This window comes from Paenibacillus sp. sgz302114, from assembly GCF_056120345.1.
Map to the genome: position 1 here is coordinate 781,036 of NZ_JBVYOI010000001.1, position 20,015 is coordinate 801,050.

Annotated in this window: 18 protein-coding genes; 15 read left to right on the top strand and 3 right to left on the bottom strand. The window is 48.4% G+C overall.

What is annotated here, in order from left to right; translation table 11 throughout:
• Positions 1–7: 7 nt before the first annotated feature.
• The 11 genes from AC0LWF_RS03580 (at position 8) to AC0LWF_RS03630 (ending at position 12,658) form a co-directional block, all read left to right on the top strand.
• Positions 8–2,587 carry a DUF5696 domain-containing protein gene (locus tag AC0LWF_RS03580; RefSeq protein ID WP_474650161.1) on the top strand — a complete coding sequence of 860 codons (2,580 nt, stop codon included), beginning with the start codon at positions 8–10 and terminating at the stop codon, positions 2,585–2,587.
• A complete protein-coding gene (locus tag AC0LWF_RS03585) occupies positions 2,584–3,489 on the top strand; it encodes a carbohydrate ABC transporter permease (RefSeq protein WP_474650162.1) in 906 nt (301 codons plus the stop codon). The genes AC0LWF_RS03580 and AC0LWF_RS03585 overlap by 4 nt, the downstream gene beginning before the upstream one ends.
• 63 nt (positions 3,490–3,552) lie before the next feature.
• The gene (locus tag AC0LWF_RS03590; protein WP_474650471.1) at positions 3,553–4,509 is read left to right on the top strand and encodes a carbohydrate ABC transporter permease; all 957 of its coding nucleotides are present in this window, start codon (positions 3,553–3,555) and stop codon (positions 4,507–4,509) included.
• A gap of 28 nt (positions 4,510–4,537) precedes the next feature.
• On the top strand, positions 4,538–6,253 hold the full coding sequence (locus AC0LWF_RS03595) for a DUF5060 domain-containing protein (RefSeq protein WP_474650163.1): 1,716 nt from the start codon (positions 4,538–4,540) through the stop codon (positions 6,251–6,253).
• A gap of 26 nt (positions 6,254–6,279) precedes the next feature.
• Positions 6,280–7,314 (top strand): glycosyl hydrolase, encoded by a 1,035-nt coding sequence (locus AC0LWF_RS03600; protein WP_474650164.1) that lies wholly within the window; start codon positions 6,280–6,282, stop codon positions 7,312–7,314.
• Between the two features lie 80 nt (positions 7,315–7,394).
• Complete coding sequence (locus AC0LWF_RS03605; protein ID WP_474650165.1) at positions 7,395–8,312, top strand: phytanoyl-CoA dioxygenase family protein; 918 nt, start codon at positions 7,395–7,397, stop codon at positions 8,310–8,312.
• Between the two features lie 45 nt (positions 8,313–8,357).
• On the top strand, positions 8,358–8,894 hold the full coding sequence (locus tag AC0LWF_RS03610) for a GNAT family N-acetyltransferase (protein ID WP_474650166.1): 537 nt from the start codon (positions 8,358–8,360) through the stop codon (positions 8,892–8,894).
• A gap of 25 nt (positions 8,895–8,919) precedes the next feature.
• On the top strand, positions 8,920–10,191 hold the full coding sequence (locus AC0LWF_RS03615) for a glycoside hydrolase family 5 protein (RefSeq protein WP_474650167.1): 1,272 nt from the start codon (positions 8,920–8,922) through the stop codon (positions 10,189–10,191).
• Positions 10,192–10,229: 38 nt separating this feature from the next.
• Positions 10,230–10,811 (top strand): hypothetical protein, encoded by a 582-nt coding sequence (locus AC0LWF_RS03620; protein ID WP_474650168.1) that lies wholly within the window; start codon positions 10,230–10,232, stop codon positions 10,809–10,811.
• Positions 10,812–11,249: 438 nt separating this feature from the next.
• Complete coding sequence (locus AC0LWF_RS03625; protein WP_474650169.1) at positions 11,250–11,489, top strand: hypothetical protein; 240 nt, start codon at positions 11,250–11,252, stop codon at positions 11,487–11,489.
• Between the two features lie 878 nt (positions 11,490–12,367).
• Positions 12,368–12,658 carry a hypothetical protein gene (locus AC0LWF_RS03630; protein WP_474650170.1) on the top strand — a complete coding sequence of 97 codons (291 nt, stop codon included), beginning with the start codon at positions 12,368–12,370 and terminating at the stop codon, positions 12,656–12,658.
• Positions 12,659–12,809: 151 nt separating this feature from the next.
• On the opposite strand, the gene AC0LWF_RS03635 is transcribed toward AC0LWF_RS03630, so the two are convergent.
• From AC0LWF_RS03635 to AC0LWF_RS03645, 3 genes are all read right to left on the bottom strand, one after another.
• Positions 12,810–14,204 (bottom strand): sensor histidine kinase, encoded by a 1,395-nt coding sequence (locus AC0LWF_RS03635; protein ID WP_474650171.1) that lies wholly within the window; start codon positions 14,202–14,204, stop codon positions 12,810–12,812.
• 9 nt (positions 14,205–14,213) lie between these two features.
• Positions 14,214–14,888 carry a response regulator transcription factor gene (locus tag AC0LWF_RS03640; RefSeq protein ID WP_474650172.1) on the bottom strand — a complete coding sequence of 225 codons (675 nt, stop codon included), beginning with the start codon at positions 14,886–14,888 and terminating at the stop codon, positions 14,214–14,216.
• Positions 14,889–14,973: 85 nt separating this feature from the next.
• A complete protein-coding gene (locus AC0LWF_RS03645; RefSeq protein WP_474650173.1) occupies positions 14,974–15,282 on the bottom strand; it encodes a hypothetical protein in 309 nt (102 codons plus the stop codon).
• Between the two features lie 241 nt (positions 15,283–15,523).
• Between AC0LWF_RS03645 and AC0LWF_RS03650 the strand changes: the two genes are divergently transcribed.
• From AC0LWF_RS03650 to AC0LWF_RS03665, 4 genes are all read left to right on the top strand, one after another.
• On the top strand, positions 15,524–16,264 hold the full coding sequence (locus tag AC0LWF_RS03650; protein WP_474650174.1) for an ABC transporter ATP-binding protein: 741 nt from the start codon (positions 15,524–15,526) through the stop codon (positions 16,262–16,264).
• A gap of 2 nt (positions 16,265–16,266) precedes the next feature.
• Positions 16,267–17,025 carry an ABC transporter permease gene (locus AC0LWF_RS03655; protein ID WP_474650175.1) on the top strand — a complete coding sequence of 253 codons (759 nt, stop codon included), beginning with the start codon at positions 16,267–16,269 and terminating at the stop codon, positions 17,023–17,025.
• A 390-nt stretch (positions 17,026–17,415) separates the two neighbouring features.
• Complete coding sequence (locus tag AC0LWF_RS03660) at positions 17,416–18,894, top strand: sensor histidine kinase (protein ID WP_474650176.1); 1,479 nt, start codon at positions 17,416–17,418, stop codon at positions 18,892–18,894.
• The gene (locus AC0LWF_RS03665) at positions 18,891–19,577 is read left to right on the top strand and encodes a response regulator transcription factor (protein ID WP_474650177.1); all 687 of its coding nucleotides are present in this window, start codon (positions 18,891–18,893) and stop codon (positions 19,575–19,577) included. The genes AC0LWF_RS03660 and AC0LWF_RS03665 overlap by 4 nt, the downstream gene beginning before the upstream one ends.
• The last annotated feature ends 438 nt before the right edge of the window (positions 19,578–20,015 follow it).

Here is a 20,015-nt window from a genome sequence, read left to right on the forward strand (position 1 = left end):
CGCACCCTTGAAAAGACGAACAAAATGGTATGCGGCGCTGGTCTGTATCGGGATTGTCGGCGTGGGGGCATTCGCCTATAGCTTGTATACGAAAGGCGCTCCTTCCGCCGACATAGCTGCTTTCGCACGATCGGACATAAAGCCTGCTGCGGCGACCGAACTGAAATATATGGCGGACCGCAGTAAAGCCGTCCCAGGCATGAAGCTCATCGCGCAGACGGATGCGCTTGCGCTCTACATGAATACGGAAACGACAGAAATCGCCGTCCTTAACATGGCGAGCGGCAAGGTGTGGCACAGCAATCCGGGGGATATTGGTTCGGATGCCAAAGCATCGCCATTCGAGAAGGACCGCTTGGCCGCGCAAGTGACGTTGAACTACCGCGATTCAATCGGGACGCTAGACGCAATCACCAATTTCACGGACAGCATCAAGCGGAAGCAGTTTAAGACGGAGGGGATCGAGAACGGTGTGCGGATTACGTATACGATCGGGGATACGTCTCTCGGGATCGATGCGCTGCCGAAGAGGATCAGCAAGAAACGGTTCGAGGAGAAGGTGCTGAGCAAGCTGGACGAGAAGACGGCCGCTTACGTATCGAACCGGTATTATCCACTGGACAACAATCCGGATGTACTGGAGCGGCTTGATACAGAAGTGTCGAGAGCGCTCGTGCTGAAGCGGGTGCTCGATGCCTTCGCCAAAGCCGGGTACACGGCGGAGGATTTGAAGGCGGACAATGACGAGAACGGCATGTCCGGCGGAAGCGCTTCGACGAAGCCGAACTTCACGATTCCGATCGAATATCAGCTTTCCGGAGATTCTCTTCTCGTGCATGTTCCGGTGAAAGACATCCAGGAGAGCAAAGGCTACCAGATCCGTTCCGTCGAGCTGCTCGACTTCTTCGGGGCGGCAAGCCAGGATGAGCGAGGCTACATGCTCGTTCCCGACGGTTCCGGCAGCTTGATCAACCTGAATAACGGTAAAGTGAGCGAAGAGGTCTACGTGCAGCGGGTGTACGGCGACGACGAGAACGACAATTCGAAGCGGCGCGGGCAGATCGCCGAGGCTGCACGTCTGCCGGTGTTCGGTATGAAAACGGGCGACGATGCGTGGTTCGCCACGATCGAGAAGGGCGAGGGCATCGCCAGCATTAATGCAGACATTAGCGGACGTAAAAATTCCTACAACAACGCATTTGCCAGCTTCACCATTCGCGGCGAAGACGAGCTCGAGCTGTACAAAGGCAACAAGGTGGACGAATTCCAGCTGCTTACAGACGATCGCTTCACGGGCGACATTCAGCTTCGGTACAACTTCCTTTCCGGCGATCAGGCATCGTACTCGGGCATGGCGGCACTTTACCGGAACAATCTTGTGAAGGAACATGTGCTCCAGCCGCTGAAAGCGCAAGGGCAGCTGCCTTTCTATGTCGACCTGCTCGGCGCGGTGGACAAACGCAAATCGTTCCTCGGCATGCCCTATAAAGGTCTAATGACGATGACGACGATCGACCAAGCGAGCCAAATCGCCAAGGAAATCAAGAATGCTGGCGTGTCCAACGTACAGATGCGCTACGTAGGGTGGTTCAACGAAGGGATCGACCACAAGATTCCGGAGACCGTCAAGCTCGACAGCCAGCTGGGAAGCAAATCGGACCTGTCCAAGCTGGCGGCCCAGCTGAAGGACATGGGCGGCAACTTGTATCCCGACGTCGCGTTCCAGCATGTGCTGCGCGAGAGCCATGACTTCAAGCCGGCTTCGGACGCGGCCCGCTTCGTCACGAGAGAACAAGCACTGCTGCAGCCATTCGACCGCGCACTGAACGCGATGAACACCGAATGGGGTTCCTTCTACTTATTGTCCCCGGCGAAACTGCCGTACTTCGTGGACCAATTTGTCGATAGCTATAAGAAGTACAAGATGGATTCGGTCGCGCTGCGCGATATGGGCGATACGTTGACTGCCGATTATCGCGTCAACCGGGTCGTGTTCAGGGACGTCGCCAAGAATATCGTGACCGATCAGCTCGGCATAATCCAAAAGAGTTATCCGAACGTGATGATGACCGGAGGCAACCAATACGCATTGAAGTACGCCGACCAGCTGGTGAACGTGCCGATGGCCTCCAGCGCATTCAGCATTGAGGACGAGGTCGTTCCGTTCTACGAGATGGTCGTCCACGGCTACAAGGATTATGCCGGCGCGCCGATCAACCTGGACGACGAGCAGGACCTGTCGTACCATCTGCTCCATTCGCTGGAATACGGCGCTGCGCCGCATTTCTTCTGGTCATACGAGTCGTCTTCCAAGCTCAAGCTGACAACTTACGAGTCGTTGTTCTCGACACATTACTCGGAATGGCTGGGGGATGCGGCAGCTTTGTACAGCAAGCTTAACAAAGTGCTTGCCGGGCTGCAGAGCGAGACGATCATGGAGCATGCGCAGCTGAAGCCTGGCGTCGTCAAGGTAAGTTACAGCAACGGAACGTCGATTTATGTGAACTATACGGATCAACCGGTCACCGTGCAAAACGTGCAAATCGGTGCGAAAAATTATTTTACTGTGGGTGGTGACAAACAGTGAACGTAAAACGATTAACTTTGACGCAGAAACGCGCGCTGCTCGGTATCTTGTTCATCCTGCCCTGGCTGCTTGGCTTCGTGTTTTTGTTCGCGACGCCACTGTTTCAATCGATTCATTTCAGCTTCAGCAATATGAAGATTGCCCCGGGAGGCGGGTATACGCTTGACTTCATCGGATGGGATAACTTCAAGAATGCGTTGTCGATCGATCCGAATTTCAACCGTATTCTGACTCAGTCCTTGAGCGAGATGGCATGGAACGTGCCGATGATCTTATTCTTCAGCTTGTTTACGGCGACGATGCTGAACACCAAGTTCGTCGGACGCCCGTTCGCGCGTGCGATCTTCTTCCTGCCGGTCATTCTCGCATCCGGCGCTATTGCCGCAGCCCAGTCGTCGGGTCTCATTCAATTGACCGGCAGCTCGGAGATGGCAAAGGAGCTGGGGCAGCAGCAGAACGGCTTCGACCCGCTGTCGCTCGCCTTCATGTTATCCGACGCGGGACTTCCAATGTGGTTTATTGAATACATCATCAGCGCCGTTCAGCGAATCTATGAAATCATCAAGAGCTCCGGCGTGCAGATTCTGATCTTCCTGGCCGCACTCCAATCGGTTCCCGTCTCCATGTATGAGGTAGCCAAGATGGAAGGCGCGACGGCTTACGAGACGTTCTGGAAGATTACATTCCCGATGGTCAGCCCGTTAATCTTGACGAACATCATTTATACGATCATCGACTCGTTCACGAACAGCCAAGTGACGACGACGATCTACAACACGGCGTTCCAGGCACAGAACTTCGGGCTCAGCGCCGCGATGTCCTGGATTTATACCGCGGTTATCAGCGTTGTGCTCATCATCGTCGGCATTCTCGTATCTAGAAAAGTGTTCTACTACAATTGACGGGATAGGAGGGCGAAGGCATTGAAACTACCCGATTTGCAAAACGAAGCCGTCGTCATACAAATGCAAAAGGCGCGCAACAAGACGGTATCACTGCTGTGGCTTATTTTCCGGTACATTCTGATCATCGGGATTTCTTTTATCATTCTCTACCCGATCCTGCAGCAGCTGTCGGTCGCCTTTAAGGATAAGACGGATATCTACAATCCGACGATCTACATGATTCCGGTGCATTTCACGATGGAGAATGTGCGTTATGCGATGGCCGTGCTGGATTACTGGCCGCTGCTGAAGAACACGCTCATCTTCGCGGCATCTACGACGCTTCTCCAGGCTGCTTCATGCTCGCTGGCGGGCTACGGCTTTGCACGGTTTGATTTCCCAGGGAAAAACATTCTGTTCACGCTCGTCGTACTGACCATCTTGATTCCGTCGAGCACGCTGATGGTGCCGATGTACATTCATTTCCGCTCGTTCGATTTGCTCGGTGTCATCCATCTGATCACCGGCAAAGAAGGCATCAACATGCTTAACACATACAGTCCATCGCTGATTACGGCCGCTTTCGCAAACGGCTTGAAGTCCGGCTTGTTCATTTATATTTTCCGGCAGTTCTTCCGCAGCATGCCAGGCGAAATCGAAGAGGCGGCGCTCATCGACGGCGCGGGCGGCATCCGCACCTTCTTCACGATCATGCTGCCGAATGCGGTTCCGCCGCTCATTACCGTCATCCTGTTCTCATTCGTCTGGCAGTACAACGACATCTTCTACGCCTCGCTGTTCAACAGCGCGAGCGACTTGATGTCAATCAAGGTATCCTCGCTGCCTGCCGACGTGAACCAGTACTTGCCGGGCATCATGGGCATCGGCACCGGAACGAACGTCAAGGTGGATCCGAACCAAGTGTCCATGATCGTCGACACTGGGATTCTGCTCGCGATTTCCCCGTTAATCGCGATGTACCTCTTCGTACAGCGTTTCTTCGTCGAGAGCGTTGAGCGTTCGGGCGTCGTCGGCTAAGCGCGAGGCAGCGGAAGGGGAGTACGGTATGAACAAACGAATGCTTACCTTCGTCTCCATTGGAGGACTCCTGCTAGTTGCTGCGGCGCTTCTGCTATTCATCCCGGCTATTAATGGCCGTAACGAGTCTCCCCGGTCTGAGCTTGACGCTCAGGCAGGGGAGGCTTTAACAACAGCAGGAAAAGCGCCGCTCGTTCGCAACGTGAAAGCGAATACAGCTGATGTCGGCCTCTACGAGAAATTTGAGCTTGCTTTCGAAGTGGATGGCGAGTACAACAATCCTTACGATCCCGATCAGATTGACTTAGCAATGGCGCTCACCTCGCCTTCGGGCAAGATGTGGAATATTAACGGCTTTTATGACGCGTCGGAAGCGAAGTGGAAGTTTCGATTCGCGCCCGACGAGAAGGGAATGTGGCGTTACCGGTTCTACGCCGCCGGTCATGGCGGCGCAGACCAAAGCAGTGCGGTCGAAGGCGAATTCGAAGCAGTCGCATCGGGCAGCCGGGGCTGGATTCAGCTGTCGCAGACGAACAAGCGGTACATGGAATACCGCGACGGCTCGAGTTTCTACGGCATCGGCCTTGCGTATCCGTGGAATATCACGGACGCGAACTTGGACAAAATCGCGGCAAACGGCGGCAATCTGATCACATACTGGAACGGCAATTACGACGGCGAAGGTAATGGCGGCGGGAGGAATCAACTGCAATCGTACGAAGCCGGCGTCGACAGGATCGATCCGCTGAAAGCCCAGCGGGTGGACGATCTGCTCGCAGCGTTCGAGCAGCGCGGACTGCATATGAGCTTCGTCATCTGGCCGCACGACTCTCTGACCGAACTATTGGAGGGCTGGCCCAATACATGGTCGCAAAACGGTTATTCGGCGCTTGGCCCGGCGAAGGATTTCTATGCGAGCGACAAGATGTGGCGCTATCAGGAACGGCTGTACCGGTACATCATCGCGCGCTGGGGGTACAGCTCGGCGCTTGGCATCTGGGACTTGGTCGACGAGATCAACGGCACGGACGGATGGGCGCAAAATCCAACCGATGTGACGGATTCCTGGGTGAATAAGGTGCACGATTACTTCAAGGCACATGATCCGTACGGTCATCCGACAATGGGCTCAATGGCCGGCAACCGGCAGGACTACTGGGATTACGCCTATCGCACGCTCGATATCGCCGACCGTGAAAACTACTATAATTTCGGCTACGACGCGTATGTTCGCGACATACGAAAACGTTGGGACAGCTACGAGAAGCCGCTGATGATCGGCGAAACCGGCAACATTACCGATACGGATAAATACCATCAGGCGATCTGGGTGTCGCTGACGAACGGTCTTGCGTCGATCCCGGTCTGGTGGGATTTCGATCATGTCAGCGACGATATGTTTCGGCAGATGAAGCATTTGGCAGCGTTCGCGGCGAAGATTGATTTCCACGAACCTCGCCTTCCCGTTAGCGTCAGCGTTGATCAATCCTCGAAGTCGCAAGCTTGGGTCATGCAGGGTAAGCGAACATCATTCGGCTGGCTCATGACCGAGAAGGGCGGAGCGGGCGGAAGGGCGGTAAAGTTGGCGGACTTTGCAGACGGTTCCTATGCCGTCTCGTGGTACGATCCATGGACAGGTACGACAATCGGCGAAGGGGTTGCGGAAGCGTCGAGCGGCTCGCTCTCCTTGGAGCCGCCTGTATCGAAGAAGCCGGATCTATCCTTTACGATTACGCGAAAATAACGATGGCGACAAGGAGAGGAAGCAGGATGAACGTCGAGTGGGCGCAGCGGATGAACGTTGAACCGAAACTGATTAACCCGCAGGCTGACGATTGCGCGAGGCGGCTAATGGCTTATCTGTGCGATACGTACGGCAAACGGATGCTGACCGGACAACAGATCGGCGTCCACGCAACACCGGAGATGGACGTGATTTTCCGCGAGACGGGGCACTATCCGGCTGTCGGCGGCTTCGATTTCATGAACGATTCGCCGTCACGCACGGAGCGCGGCTCCGTCGGTACCGATACGGCGCTCGCCTTGCAATGGTGGCAGGCAGGCGGGATCGTCACCTTCTGCTGGCATTGGAACGCGCCGAAGGATATGGTCGATCGGCAGCCCGACAACGGCTGGCACCGCGGCTTCTACACCTCAGCCACGACGTTCGATCTAGCCAGAGCGATGGACGATCCGTCGTCGGAGGAATACGTCTTGCTGCTTCGCGATATTGACGTTATCTCCGGCTTGCTCGTGCAGCTCCGCGAAGCCGGCGTCCCCGTCCTGTGGCGGCCGCTCCACGAAGCGTCCGGCGGCTGGTTCTGGTGGGGCGCCAAGGGATCGGAGCCGTGCATCCGGCTCTGGAAGCTGATGTACGACCGGATGACGCAGCTGCACGGCCTGCACAACCTGATCTGGGTGTGGAATGGGCAGCATAAGGACTGGTATCCGGGCGATGCGTACGTGGACATCATCGGCGAAGACGTGTATTCGCCCGCACAAAATTATCAATCAAATGTCGACCGCTTCCGGCAAGCGCTGAGCTATACGGATGCCGCGAAGATTATCGCGCTGTCTGAGAACGGACCGATTCCGGATCCCGACCTGATGATCGAGGACGGCGCGCTTTGGCTGTGGAATTGTACGTGGTATGGTAATTTCCTTCATAAACAGGAGGAAGGCGAGACGGTCGTTTCGAATCAATACACCGAAGTGGAGATGCTGAAGAAAGTTTATCGGCATCCCTTTACGGTGACGCGTGACGAGCTGCCCGATCTCGTCCATTACCCCCTGTCTCATCCCTAACAGACAGCGAACCGATTCGTACTGAGACCGACGTTCTTATTACGAGAGATTCCAATTCTAGCATAGGAGCTGATAGAAACATGAGTAGTTTGCGAGTACTGACGGCAGAACAAATTGAACAGTTCATCGACAAAGGCTATGTGCATATTAAAGGCGCCTTCTCGCGGGAAGCGGCTCTGGAGGCGCAGTCGTTCTTGTGGGGCAAGCTGGAAGAGAAGGTCGGCGTCGTGCGCGAGGATCCCTCGACTTGGCAGGAGCCGATGGTCAGCATTCGTGAGAATTACCGCCACTCCGCTTTCGACGTCTGCAATACGGCACTGTTCGCCGACGCCGTCGAGGATTTGACGGGCGCGGATCGCACAATCCATCGCTTCGTCGCCGGCGAGACGCCGGGCGACAAGCTCCCCGGCTGGGGCTGGTGGCCGGTCAACTTCTTCGTCGGCCGCGACGAGCCTTGGTTCGTGCCGACGAACGGCTGGCATTGGGACGGCATTCATTTCCGGCATTACGTCGATTCGCCGGAGCAGGGGCTGCTATGCCTGTGCCTCTTCTCGGATATCGCGCCACACGGAGGTGGCACGCTGATTGTCCAAGGCTCACATAAGACGGTCGCGCGTCACTTGGCCAAGTTTCCGGAAGGCGTCGAGCTGGGGGAAGGCATTCGCGCTCTGCATGCTGAGCACCCGTATTTCGCCAAGCTTACGGAGCGGGATGGCGAACAGCTCAGCGCAGAGGAACGGAATGCTTATTTCATGGATCAGGCATACATCGAAGAAGACGGCACGCAGCTGCAGGTCGTGGAAACGACAGGGGAGGCCGGGGATGTCATTCTGTGCCATCCGTTCCTCGTGCATGCCGCATCGCCGAACCACAGCGGGAAGGTCCGATTCATGTGCAATCGAACGTCGCCGCTGAAGGAAAGACTGACGCTGCAACGAGAAGAATATGGCGATTACTCACCGCTCGAGCGAAGCATCCGGGCATCCGTCCATAGCTAAAATGCGTGGACTGAAATCGTATTTTTATATACGGAGGGTTGTCTGGTGGAGAAAGAGATCAGATTTATTAAGGAAATGGATTATGAACAAGCGCACGCATTTCAGTGTGAGTATTTGGACAGAGAGACCTATGAGGATTTTTTGCAACGGGTGAAGAGTGATCCTGACTTGTATTTCGTAACGGTGGATGGTAGTGAAGTGGTTGGTGTTTGCTATGGAAGTCCATCTAAGAAAAATGAGGCAGTCATTAATTTGAATGGGATCGCGGTTAATCTGGATCATACAAAAAATTATGCTAGAGTTGGGCTTGGAACAAACATGCTGCTTATTTTCGAAAAAGCCGTGAAGCTAAGGGGATACAATAAAATTGGTGTAGGCTCAGCTGATGACCCCAAAGTAGAAGCTTTTTATTTGAAAAATGGATTTAAACCAACGGAATTGGTAGTCATAGGTTCAAACCATGAGGAAATGGATAGAATCCGAGTCAATGACTTTGAAAGCGGGATTTTACGAAGAGAAGAGCTAAGACTTAGTTACAATCCAAGAGAAGTCATCTTCATTTTAGAAAAATATATTGAATGAGTTTACTTCAAGGGAGTCGTGACACATGAAAAGATGGAGCATTGCGCTCGCTGCCACGCTGCTCGTGTTTGTTGTGGCAACGGGGTGTAAGGACGGCTCGCAAAACCTAGGAGAGAAGGTATCAAACAAGGCGGAGAATGTCACGCCGGCAGCGAATAAAGTGGAGAAGAATACGCCGTCTGCGGATCCGACTCCGACTGCTTTGCCCGAGACTACTCCGGACCCGAAGTTACCGAAGCGCGATCCACAGTCGGGGCCGCTTGACGTATTTCAACAGGCGAAACAGCTCGGGAGAGGCATCAATCTTGGCAACGCGCTTGAGGCACCCATAGAAGGGGAATGGGGAGTTACTTTACAGGAAAGCTATTTCAAGACGATCAAGGATGCAGGCTTCGAAACAGTTCGGGTTCCGATCAAGTGGTCGGCGCACGCGGGTATGAATGCTCCTTACACGATTGAAGCCAAGTTCTTCGAACGGATTGATTGGGTCGTCGACCAGTCGCTGAAGCAAGGGCTTAACATCGTTCTTGACATGCACAATTACGATGAAATCTATCAGAATCCAGATGAGCAAGAGGCTCGGTATCTGGCGCTATGGAAGCAAATCTCGGCACGGTACAAGGAGCTTCCCGGCAATGTGTATTTCGAACTGCTCAATGAACCAAATAGTTCTCTGACGTGGTCGAAATGGAATCGAATGCTGAAGAAAGCACTCGATGCGATTCGGAGCGAAGATCAATGGCATTCGGTCATTATCGGTTCAGTCAGCTGGAGCAATTACGCTGAACTTGTGTCGCTCGACATTCCGGATGACGAACGCAACGTCATCGTTACGTTCCATTATTACGATCCTTTTCCCTTCACCCACCAAGGGGCAGAATGGGCAGGGCCGGAGATTGGAACCACTGGTATCGTTTGGCCAGGTCCCCCGGCACAGAAGGTGGAGCCGATCGCTGGCGCCAAGCAGGTGCAGTGGGTGGACGATTGGTTCCGCGATTACAATACGAACCCGGCAGAAACGAATCCGGCAGGTCCCAATTCGATTGTGGAAGCATTTGATAAGGTGGCAAATTGGGCAAAGGAGAACAACCGACCGGTCTATCTTGGAGAATTCGGCGCGTACAGCAAAGCTGATATGCCTTCACGAGCACGCTGGACGACCTTTGTGCGAGAGGAAGCGGAGAAGCGCGGCTTCAGCTGGGCTTACTGGGAATTTTGCTCAGGCTTCGGCGTATATGACCCAGTAGCCAATCAGTATCGAAAGGAATTGTTGGAAGCGCTTATTCCTCCTAATTAGCAAAAGTTAGTGATAAGATTTATTCGGGAGTGGATGCTATGTACACGCAAGTTCCTGTTCCTGTTCCTGTTCCAGTGCTAAATATCATTGGCCCTGTTGGCATCGGAAAGTCGAGTACCGCAGATGCCATATCAGAATTTCTGGAATATGACCATGCTCTTCCGCATGCGGTAGTCGATCTTGATCATGTGAGGCGTGGATTTCCTCCGCCCGAAGATGATCCTTTCAACAAGGTGCTTGGATTTAATAATCTAGCGGCCGTCTGGAATAACTATCGTTCGTTTGGAGCCAGGTGTCTGATTATTCCTAGTGTCATGGAAAGCGATGAGGATCTGAACAAGATTCGACTATCAGTACCCGGAGCTGATCTATTCCTAGTTCGCCTAGTAGCATCACTTGACGTCAACCATGCTCGGATTCGTGGCAGGGAAAAGACCGTCGATTCATTGAATTGGCATCTAAAACGCTCGACCCAACTCGCTGATGAACTCGCCGTCAAGAAATTGGAGCATGTAGTTGTAGATACGGAGAATAAGTCTCCGTCCGAAATAGCCCGAGAAATTATCCGCAAATGGGGAATCGTTGAATGGCACGATTCAACGGTTGAACGAGGAAATTAAACATTAGAATAGTAAACCATCAAATGTCCTCAGGTTCTGACAATCATAGGAAGAATTCGAAATCCTAATCATCGGATTTGACAACGAGAACTTCGTTGCTCCCTTGGAATTACAAACGAAACCAACAATAAGGATAACTTGAGGACTTCATTGGAATTACAAAGGTAAATGGTTAAGCTAACGGAGAACATATAGCTGAACGAATAAGGAGCAGTTTGCCGATCGCAGCTGCTCCTTATTCGTTGAAGTAACATGCGGTTTAATGGGAATAATCAACCGTTGAATGAGGCTCGTTTTTGCATGTGAAATTTACTATTAGAATATTTACGTATCCTAGTTAACGACTTTCTCAAACAAATGAACATTAGTACAAGCTCAGTTTGTTCATTATCATTTAATGATTTGTTATGTATTCAATCTGCGGGATCTAAGTCAAGGATGACAATAGAATACAGAACACCAATTGAAAACGGATTTAGGCATTTTGTAATTGGCGTGAAAAGACTTATCAAGACAAATACAAAGGTTGCTTACAGCGGTGGGGAAATAGAAGTGAAGACCAATGAAATCTTAAACTATAAGCAGGCAGTAGAGCTATTTAAAGCTTTTAAAAATGAAAAAACAATACCGAACGAATACATCTTAAGAGAAACAACAGAGATGTTTAAAGAAGGATAGGCATATGATGAATACACTATGCTAAACTTATTAACAATGGGACACGATAGTTCAACGCATCTTGGAGCAGTTGCCGGCGGCAGCTGCTCCATTTTTTCGTTACGCTAACGAGCAGATTGCGTTATATGGAAGGCAAAATAGCCTGTAAATTATATTTGGTGGTACTAGAAAAAGATAGTAGTCACTTAGCAAAACGAAATAATTTATATTAGTTATGTCGATATACTGGATTATACTGCATAGGTTAAGAGCGTGGCGATGATTTCCGGCATATTGTTGTGCACACCTTTCTTGAAAAATTTGAGTAGGACTAAGGGGTGTTCTTTATGCTAATTTGGCCGAACCATTTTCGAATCATTCATTATGCAATTTCAAAAGTCTCAGGTGCAGGACTAATTTACGTCTTGATTGCAATCTTTTCACTACTCGGTCGATCTTTTAGTCACAAAACATTTCGTAAAGACTGGATATATATTTGCCATCGTTATTTCGCTTTCACTGCTGCTTTCCATGATCGATTGCACCGTGAAAAAACATTGGGTTGAAACAAAAGCCGAGACATCTTATGACGTCTCATTTGAATTGTTTAACGGGAAACACAATTGAAGCCGAACATAAGAACAACCAAAGTTATAATATGAAGATTTACGATGAAGAGGGACATGAGGTTCAGATGTCAAACAATCTCCATGAAGCTAAGTATGAAAGTGAATTCTGGACTGAATTTCCAATTGAGAAAGACGGGACGGTCAAGCTAATCATGTATGGCTCCCACTTCAGTGGCAGCTTTCATATAGAGTGGAGCTTTAATAGATCGCTAATACCAAGACTTAATTAGTACTTGTTGTACTATTGGACAGTTATCCGGAACATTGAGCTTGACGGGCACGAGCTACACAAATTGGACGTTCTACGGAGTTACAAACACACCGCTGTTTGACACTGAAACGAAAAAGCTCTCGCCGAATGCCAAGAAAGCTTTCGAGACGATTATTGGCACGGATAATGTGTCCACGAGCAATTATTTGGCTAAGTTGAAGAAATTTATGGATGTGCTGAAGAAAAACGGTTATAAGCTTACGAAGGAAGTCGATATGTTCCTGAAAGAAAACGTTAAGAACAGCCCGCATCCTTATGGATACGGGCTCTATTTACTTTATGATAAGTAACCAATTAAGAGAAAGTTAAGAATCATTTTATGGCTCGTTTAGAATTTAGGACTACACTGAGCCATGACCAACAAAATTATCGACGATCCGGTTTCACATACACCACTAGTCGTACCGTAAGGCAGGGAGAGATAAATGGATTAAGCCACCTTCAATTAGGTGGCTTTTCTTGTGTTTCCATTTTGCTTGGGAAAGATATAGTAACGGTCGTTCCTTTACCGGTTTCGCTGCATAGCATTATTGTTCCGAGGTACGCCTCCGTTATTCGCTTAGCAATGGCAAGACCAAGGCCGGTTCCTCCGCGTTTCCTTTCACGCGATGTGTCTACGCGATAGAACCGTTCGAATAGAAAAGGAAGGCTTTCCTGCGGAATACCCATACCGTGGTCTTCCACTTGAATAACAATCGAATTTACAGTGGCATGCAAGTCTAAGCGGACAAGTTTCTTCTGTTCTGAATAATGAATGGCATTGTCCATTAGTATAATTAAGATTTGCTCCAAATGGTGAGGATCCATCCTTAAAGCTAGCCCTTCAACTAATGTAGTTTCGAAGATGAAATCCGTATATAGGAACCGATAATTTCGCACTAATGTTTGTAGCACTATACTCGGATCAATTAGATTGGTTTCATTTATAGGTTCAACTTTAGGATCGCCGGACAGATCTAAGAGCTGATTAGCAAGCTTTCGCAGGCGAATTGTTTCTTGCAGTGCGGCGGCGATTGATTCCTCGCGGACACTAGGGTCATCCTTGCCCCAGCGGTCTAGAAGTTTCAAGTGACCTTCAATAATTGCAATCGGTGTTCGGAACTCGTGAGACGCATCCTCCACGAATTGGCTCTGCCGTCGAAAAGAACGTTCAAGCTCATCCATCATTTCGTTAAAAATAGCCGATAAGCGCGACAGTTCATCGCCGTTGTTATGATATACAACACGTTCGCTAAGCCCGTTCTTCTGAATCGCCGTCATCGTAACAGCCAATCGGTTCAGCGGCCGGAGTAACCGCCATGCCACGATAAACCCGCCTATTGCACTAACAGCAATACCAACTACACCAAGAGAGAGCATAAGTTGTTTCAACCGATACTTCATAGCGTCGATATTTTCCAGATTATTTGCGAATTCTATGTACCCAGTGAATGCTTCCGTTGTAACGGGGGCACGAATGACGAGTAAATGATCTTGACCATGTACGTAACTTGAGAGTGACTCATCGTTTGAAATGCGGGTAGGTACCCATTCTGCCGGAAGTCCGTTTGAAAGCACAATGACAATATTACCGCTTTTATCGAGAAGCCTGAACATCTGATTTGATTGTACAAATCGTTCCATGAATCGTTTACTTTCTTCGAGGCGCTCGGTATCGAGCGGTTCTTCCTGTTCGGCAAAATAGGCTGTGATTTGAACAGCTGTCTTCCGCATCGTATCTTTCTGAGCATCCATCATCCAACCGGAAACTACATTGTACTGTACTAGGCTGAATCCAATGAACAGTGCTAAGATCAATAAAGAGGTGAGTGTGGCCAGCTTATACTTGACATGCATGCGTTATAATCATCCCTTCATGATATAGCCTACCCCTCGAACAGTCTGTATGTATTTGTCCCCGTCTCCGAGTTTTTGCCTGACGTAGCGGATATAGACATCGACGATATTCGTTTCAACTCCGGTTTCGAATCCCCAAACAAGGTCGAGCAATTGGTCACGGGATAGAACGTTGTTGGCGTTACGAATAAGGACGAGAAGCAGATCAAACTCTCGTTTGGTGAGGGGGATTTCAACTCCGTCACGGAATACGGTCCGGGAGGGTAGGTCTACTTGAAGGTCTTGTAACCGGACTATATCATCAGTCATTTCCTCAGCTTCATCTATACGACGAAAAATCGCCCTCATGCGGGCTAGAAGTTCTTCTATCTCGAATGGCTTAGACAAATAATCATCAGCGCCGCTATCTAGACCAGTGACTCTGTCCATGACACTATTACGTGCGGTGAGCATAATAATTGGGGTTTTATTCTTCTGGCTGCGCAGTCTTCTACTTATTTCAATTCCGCTTAAGCCTGGCAGCATTAAATCAAGAAGCAGCATGTCCCATTCGCGTTCAGTGGCAAACTCAAAGCCTTTTCTACCGTCATGGCAAACCGTAACGCCGAAACCTTCATGTTTCAGCTCCAGTTCAATAAAACGAGCAAAGTTCGGTTCATCTTCAATAAGCAGAATTTGACGCAACGATCATATCCCTCCCGGTTCAAATCCAAAAAGGCAAGAACCCTTCAAGTAGTAGGATTCCTGCCCCCATGGCATTTATTCTTACTTAGTCATCATTTGTCTCTGTATCGTTATCTTCAGCATTGCTGCTGCCGTTGTCAACTTGTTGTTGATCGTCAGCTTGTTCGCCGTCACCATCTGACGGCTCTTGATCATCGGCGTATTCGCCATCACCGTCGGATTGTTCTTGATCATCAGCATACTCGCCATCACCATCTGAAGCTTCCTTGTCACTTGTTATTGCCGAATTCGTCGTCGTTGCATTATTAGTCGCAGCGTACGCGTGCAGCCAAGTTCCCGTTCCTGCAGCTATAAAGGCGAGCAGAGCAGCAGCTATTAGCCATTTTCTATTCATCACATATTCCTCCTAATTGGTTTCTTTCTCGAAGACACTTTTACTATAGCATCTGCACATGAGAAGGTTTTGTGAGGAAGATTAGAATTTGATGAGAGAAAATCTATAAGACGGCTGCGGAACAATTCGAAAATCCATGTCATGCTATTATTTATGTAAATAATCGTATACCATGTGATCATACATAATAAATCTTAATAGATAGCTCAGTTGGTTACTGATAACCTGAAGGGAAGTTGCTATGCTCGAAATCAAACAAGTTGCTAAGCGGTCGTTTCATATGAAGGACGCTAGTGCTCCATACCTTTTATCGAACATTAGCGCAACCGTAGATAAAGGAGAACGCATCTCTTTACTAGGCGCTTCCGGCCAAGGTAAGAGCACCTTACTGCGTTTACTTTCTATCCTACATACGCCGGACGAAGGTGATATTTGTTTAGACGGAGTGTCATTCCGCAATTTCAGTCCAAGCTTATGGCGAAGACAAGTATGCTATGTGGCACAGCAAGCTGTTATGCTTCCAGGAAGTGTTGAGGATAATCTTAAAGTGCCATCACAATTGCATCAGCTCCCATATGACCTGAAGTTAGCTGAACGATTATTAGAAGCAGCAAGGCTTTCGGACCTCGATCTGAAGAAAGATGCTCGTGAGCTTTCAGGCGGAGAGATGCAGCGGATCGCACTAATACGTTCTTTGCTCTTGCGCTCGGATATTATTTTGCTTGATGAAGTTACATCGTCTTTAGATGCGCCGAATACGCTTGCAGTTGAGCACTTGCTCGATGAATGGCATCGCTGTGAAGGTGCGATTATGATTGGGGTTACACATGAACTTAAGCAAGCAGAAAGATTGAGCTCGAGAATATGGTTCATGGCAGGCGGGACGATAGCGGAAGATACTTCGACTGAACAATTTTTTGAAAATCCAAGTACCGAAACCGCGAGGCAATTTATCGGGAGAGGGCAGACTGAGGTGCATTAGATATGTCACTTTTTTCGCTAAGTTTCACATTGCTTTTTGTATTTGCAACGATGCTCATTTCCTATTGGCAGAAGCTTGGGCTTGAGAAAGAAATCGCAATAGGAACGGTTAGATCAGCCTTACAGCTATTGTTTATCGGATATGTACTCCAATATATTTTTAAAACTGAAAATTTTCTTTTATTGGTACTCATCATAATCGTAATGATTGGGGTTGCCTCATGGAACGCAGCTAAACGAGGCGATGGCATGAGGGGAATCGTCTGGAGAATTGCATTCTCAATCTCTGTTATGGAGTTAATAATGATGGGTATGCTAATTGGGCTTCATCTCATAAAATCAAATCCGCAGTATATTATCCCGCTCAGTGGAATGACAATTGGTAATGCGATGATTGTTTCAGGTTTGTTTGTGAATCAGCTAAAACGAGAAGCCCAATCTACAAGAGGAGAAATTGAAGCGCTATTATCGTTAGGAGCTACTGCCAAACAAGCTTTACACCAAGTCAGGAAGCGTGCGGTGAAATTCAGCATGATTCCGACGATCGACGGAATGAAAACGGTTGGTCTTGTTCAACTGCCCGGTATGATGACTGGTATGATCATAGCTGGAGCAGAGCCAGTGGAAGCTGTACGTTATCAAATCTTAATTGTATTTTCGTTTACAGGTTCCGCGGCGATAACGAGTATTCTACTAAGCATGCTATGCTACAAGCTTGTGTTTTCAAATGATCTCCAATTGAAAGTGTTTCCTAATAATTAAATAAGGTAGTATAGTCACATTACCAACCGTAGATATTCGTGACAGGTTTTTACGCCAGCGGCTTATGTGGACCAAAACTAACGCAATTCGCAAACATGCAGCTATCGATGCCCATGTTCTGGCAGTTTTAAGAAACATCCAGATCCTCAGGTGTTTAAAACCATCATGAGATATGCGCGAAAATACCTTAAAAAGCAAGTAAAAGTGAAGGTAGCCGGATGGGTGCCTTTTTTTATTTAGATCAACTACTATTAGATAACGGATTATTATCGTCAAGAAGTGAAATCGACTAGTTAAGATTAATTTAAGAAATAGTTCACCATTCTTTTACAAGCTGCTTTTATGATGGGATGGAGAGCTGAGCGCAACAAAACGGAGGAGATTTCCTGCATGTCCATTAGAATGAAATTGCTCTTGTCCTATGCGGCGATGCTTATCATCCCGCTTATCTCCATCATCTTGATTTCTGTCCTAATGGTCGTCTTTTATCAGGGGGATCTGCAGAATATAAAGGGTCTATATGAATCAACCGAGGATAGTTTCGACCATGGAGATGTAGAACATATCGCAAAAGAAATTAGAAGGTCGGTCGAGCGCGAGCCGAATCTGTTAAAGGACCGCGACTATCTGAACGAAATGACGACTGAGCTTAAGGAAAAGGACGCAGGGTTGGTCGTTCGACTCGGAGATACGATTATTTATCGTTCGGCTAGTATCCAGCAATTACCGCAATTGTCAGAAGGACTTCCACCTTTCAAAAAGCCTGAAACATTTAGTAAATATCCAGTGATGAAGATTGCCAATGCGGACTATTTCTTCTTGCAATTTGATTTTGACTATCCCAACTTCGATAAGGGTACTGTCTTCATGATCTCGAAGATCGATCCTATGACGTTCTTCATTCGAAAATATTTCCCTTCGTTATTTATCGCTTTGCTATGCGTGCTTATATTAACGCATATTTTGCTGACTACTTTTATGTCTACACGCATTATCCGGCCATTACAGGTGCTGCGAAAAGCAGCTCGAGAAATCAAGGAAGGTAATTTGGATTTCCAGGTTGATGTCATCGGTAAAGATGAAATCGGCCAATTAGGTGTTGCTTTCGAGGAAATGCGATTAAGATTGCAGAATTCCATCGAGGTGCAAGCGCTATATGAGGCGAACCGTAAAGAATTAATTTCCAATATCTCGCATGATTTGAAGACACCTCTCACCGCAATCAAAGGGTACGTGGATGGCATTATGGAAGGGGTCGCAGACACGCCTGAGAAGTACACGAAATATATGCAGACAATCGCTATCAAGGCAGATGAATTGGATTACCTAATCAACGAATTGTTTCTATACTCTAAGTTAGACTTGAACCGAGAGCCATTTCGTTTCGAAACTGTACAACTAGAGCCTTACCTAAGTGACTGGTCAGAAGAATTGCAGTTTGAATTGGAGAAGCTGCGGGTCAGTTATTCTGCCGATATTACAATTGACTCCGAGACGGATGTTTTACTTGATTGGGATCACTTCAAACGAGTACTCAACAATATTATTCAAAACAGTGTGCGTTATACGGATAAGGACGAACCCGTAATTAGTTTAAAGGCTTATTGCGAGGAAGAGAAAGCAATTATCCGCATCTCTGATAATGGCATTGGCATAGAACCAGAGGCGCTCGAGCATATTTTTGAACGGTTCTACCGAGCAGAAGAGTCGAGAAATTCGAATACGGGCGGAAGCGGGCTAGGCCTTGCAATCGCCAAGCAGATTATGGAAGGACATGGCGGAACGATCTCCGCAATTAGCGAAACTAACATCGGTACAACGATAACGCTTCAAATTCCGATATGGAAAGGGTCGAATGTGCAATCATGAAAACCATACTGATCATCGAGGATGATATTTCGATCTCGGAGCTGCAGCGCGATTATCTTGAAATCAATGGATTTCATGTAGAGATTGCTTCGGATGGTGAATCCGGTTTGAGTATGAGCCTATCGGGAAATTACGATTTGGTTATTCTGGATTTGATGCTCCCGAAAATGAATGGGTTCGAGGTTTGCAAGGGGATTCGCGAGAAGAAAGATATTCCCATTCTTATGGTCACTTCACGCAGAGAGGATATCGATGTTATTCGGGGTCTCGGACTTGGAGCGGATGATTATATCACGAAACCATTCAAGCCAGCCGAGTTAGTTGCTAGAGTTAAGGCACATCTGGCGCGTTATGACCGTTTAATCGGGAATATGACTGCGAAGAACGATGTTCAGATCCGCGGTATATACATGGATCCAGATACACGGAAAGTGTACGTGAATGAAGTGGAAGTCATGCTGACGACCAAAGAGTTCGATCTGCTCTACTTTCTCGCGAGACATCCAGGCCGAGTATTTTCCAAAGATCATCTGTTTGAACGAATCTGGGACATCGACGCGAAAGGTGATTTACAAACAGTTACCGTTCACATCCGTAAGCTCCGTGAAAAAATCGAGAAAGATCCTGCAAATCCTAGCTATATCGAAACGGTTTGGGGGACTGGATATCGATTTAAAGACTGATGGCCACTAAACGCAGGAGGTTTAGACATGAAAAGGTTGGATAGTTTCATTACGAGGTGGTCTCACTAAGAGATTACCTCGTTTTTATGTTTAAAGTACATCCCAATACTCCTGGCCTTCAAGCGTCGCATAGAAATTTAATCTGACTTAAGAAAATGTTAAGACAAGTTTCATGATTGCTTGATGTTATCGAACTACAGTAGTAATTGCCTATATAAGGACGACAAACTAGGTAGGGAGAGTGTGTCAATCTTCTCCATGTTATTTTGGCTTGTTTTCCGGCCATGCTGCTCAGATTGATCCTGCACTCAGTTATGAAGAATTATTTATTTTCTCCTACGGTACTTGCTGGTCTAGTTCTTGGCGGTATCTTCATGCTCTTTGGTCAGAAGAAACAAGTACCCGTAGAAGCGGAGGGTATCGATCAAATTGTGCCAA

Bases quoted from the DNA above. Each gene is read 5' to 3' on its own strand.
- AC0LWF_RS03635 (WP_474650171.1), bottom strand. From the start codon at position 14,204: ATGCATGTCAAGTATAAGCTGGCCACACTCACCTCTTTATTGATCTTA.
- AC0LWF_RS03620 (WP_474650168.1), top strand. From the start codon at position 10,230: ATGTACACGCAAGTTCCTGTTCCTGTTCCTGTTCCAGTGCTAAATATC.
- AC0LWF_RS03600 (WP_474650164.1), top strand. From the start codon at position 6,280: ATGAACGTCGAGTGGGCGCAGCGGATGAACGTTGAACCGAAACTGATT.
- AC0LWF_RS03645 (WP_474650173.1), bottom strand. From the start codon at position 15,282: ATGAATAGAAAATGGCTAATAGCTGCTGCTCTGCTCGCCTTTATAGCT.
- AC0LWF_RS03660 (WP_474650176.1), top strand. From the start codon at position 17,416: ATGTCCATTAGAATGAAATTGCTCTTGTCCTATGCGGCGATGCTTATC.
- AC0LWF_RS03615 (WP_474650167.1), top strand. From the start codon at position 8,920: ATGAAAAGATGGAGCATTGCGCTCGCTGCCACGCTGCTCGTGTTTGTT.
- AC0LWF_RS03650 (WP_474650174.1), top strand. From the start codon at position 15,524: ATGCTCGAAATCAAACAAGTTGCTAAGCGGTCGTTTCATATGAAGGAC.
- AC0LWF_RS03665 (WP_474650177.1), top strand. From the start codon at position 18,891: ATGAAAACCATACTGATCATCGAGGATGATATTTCGATCTCGGAGCTG.
- AC0LWF_RS03605 (WP_474650165.1), top strand. From the start codon at position 7,395: ATGAGTAGTTTGCGAGTACTGACGGCAGAACAAATTGAACAGTTCATC.
- AC0LWF_RS03625 (WP_474650169.1), top strand. From the start codon at position 11,250: ATGACAATAGAATACAGAACACCAATTGAAAACGGATTTAGGCATTTT.
- AC0LWF_RS03595 (WP_474650163.1), top strand. From the start codon at position 4,538: ATGAACAAACGAATGCTTACCTTCGTCTCCATTGGAGGACTCCTGCTA.
- AC0LWF_RS03655 (WP_474650175.1), top strand. From the start codon at position 16,267: ATGTCACTTTTTTCGCTAAGTTTCACATTGCTTTTTGTATTTGCAACG.
- AC0LWF_RS03590 (WP_474650471.1), top strand. From the start codon at position 3,553: ATGCAAAAGGCGCGCAACAAGACGGTATCACTGCTGTGGCTTATTTTC.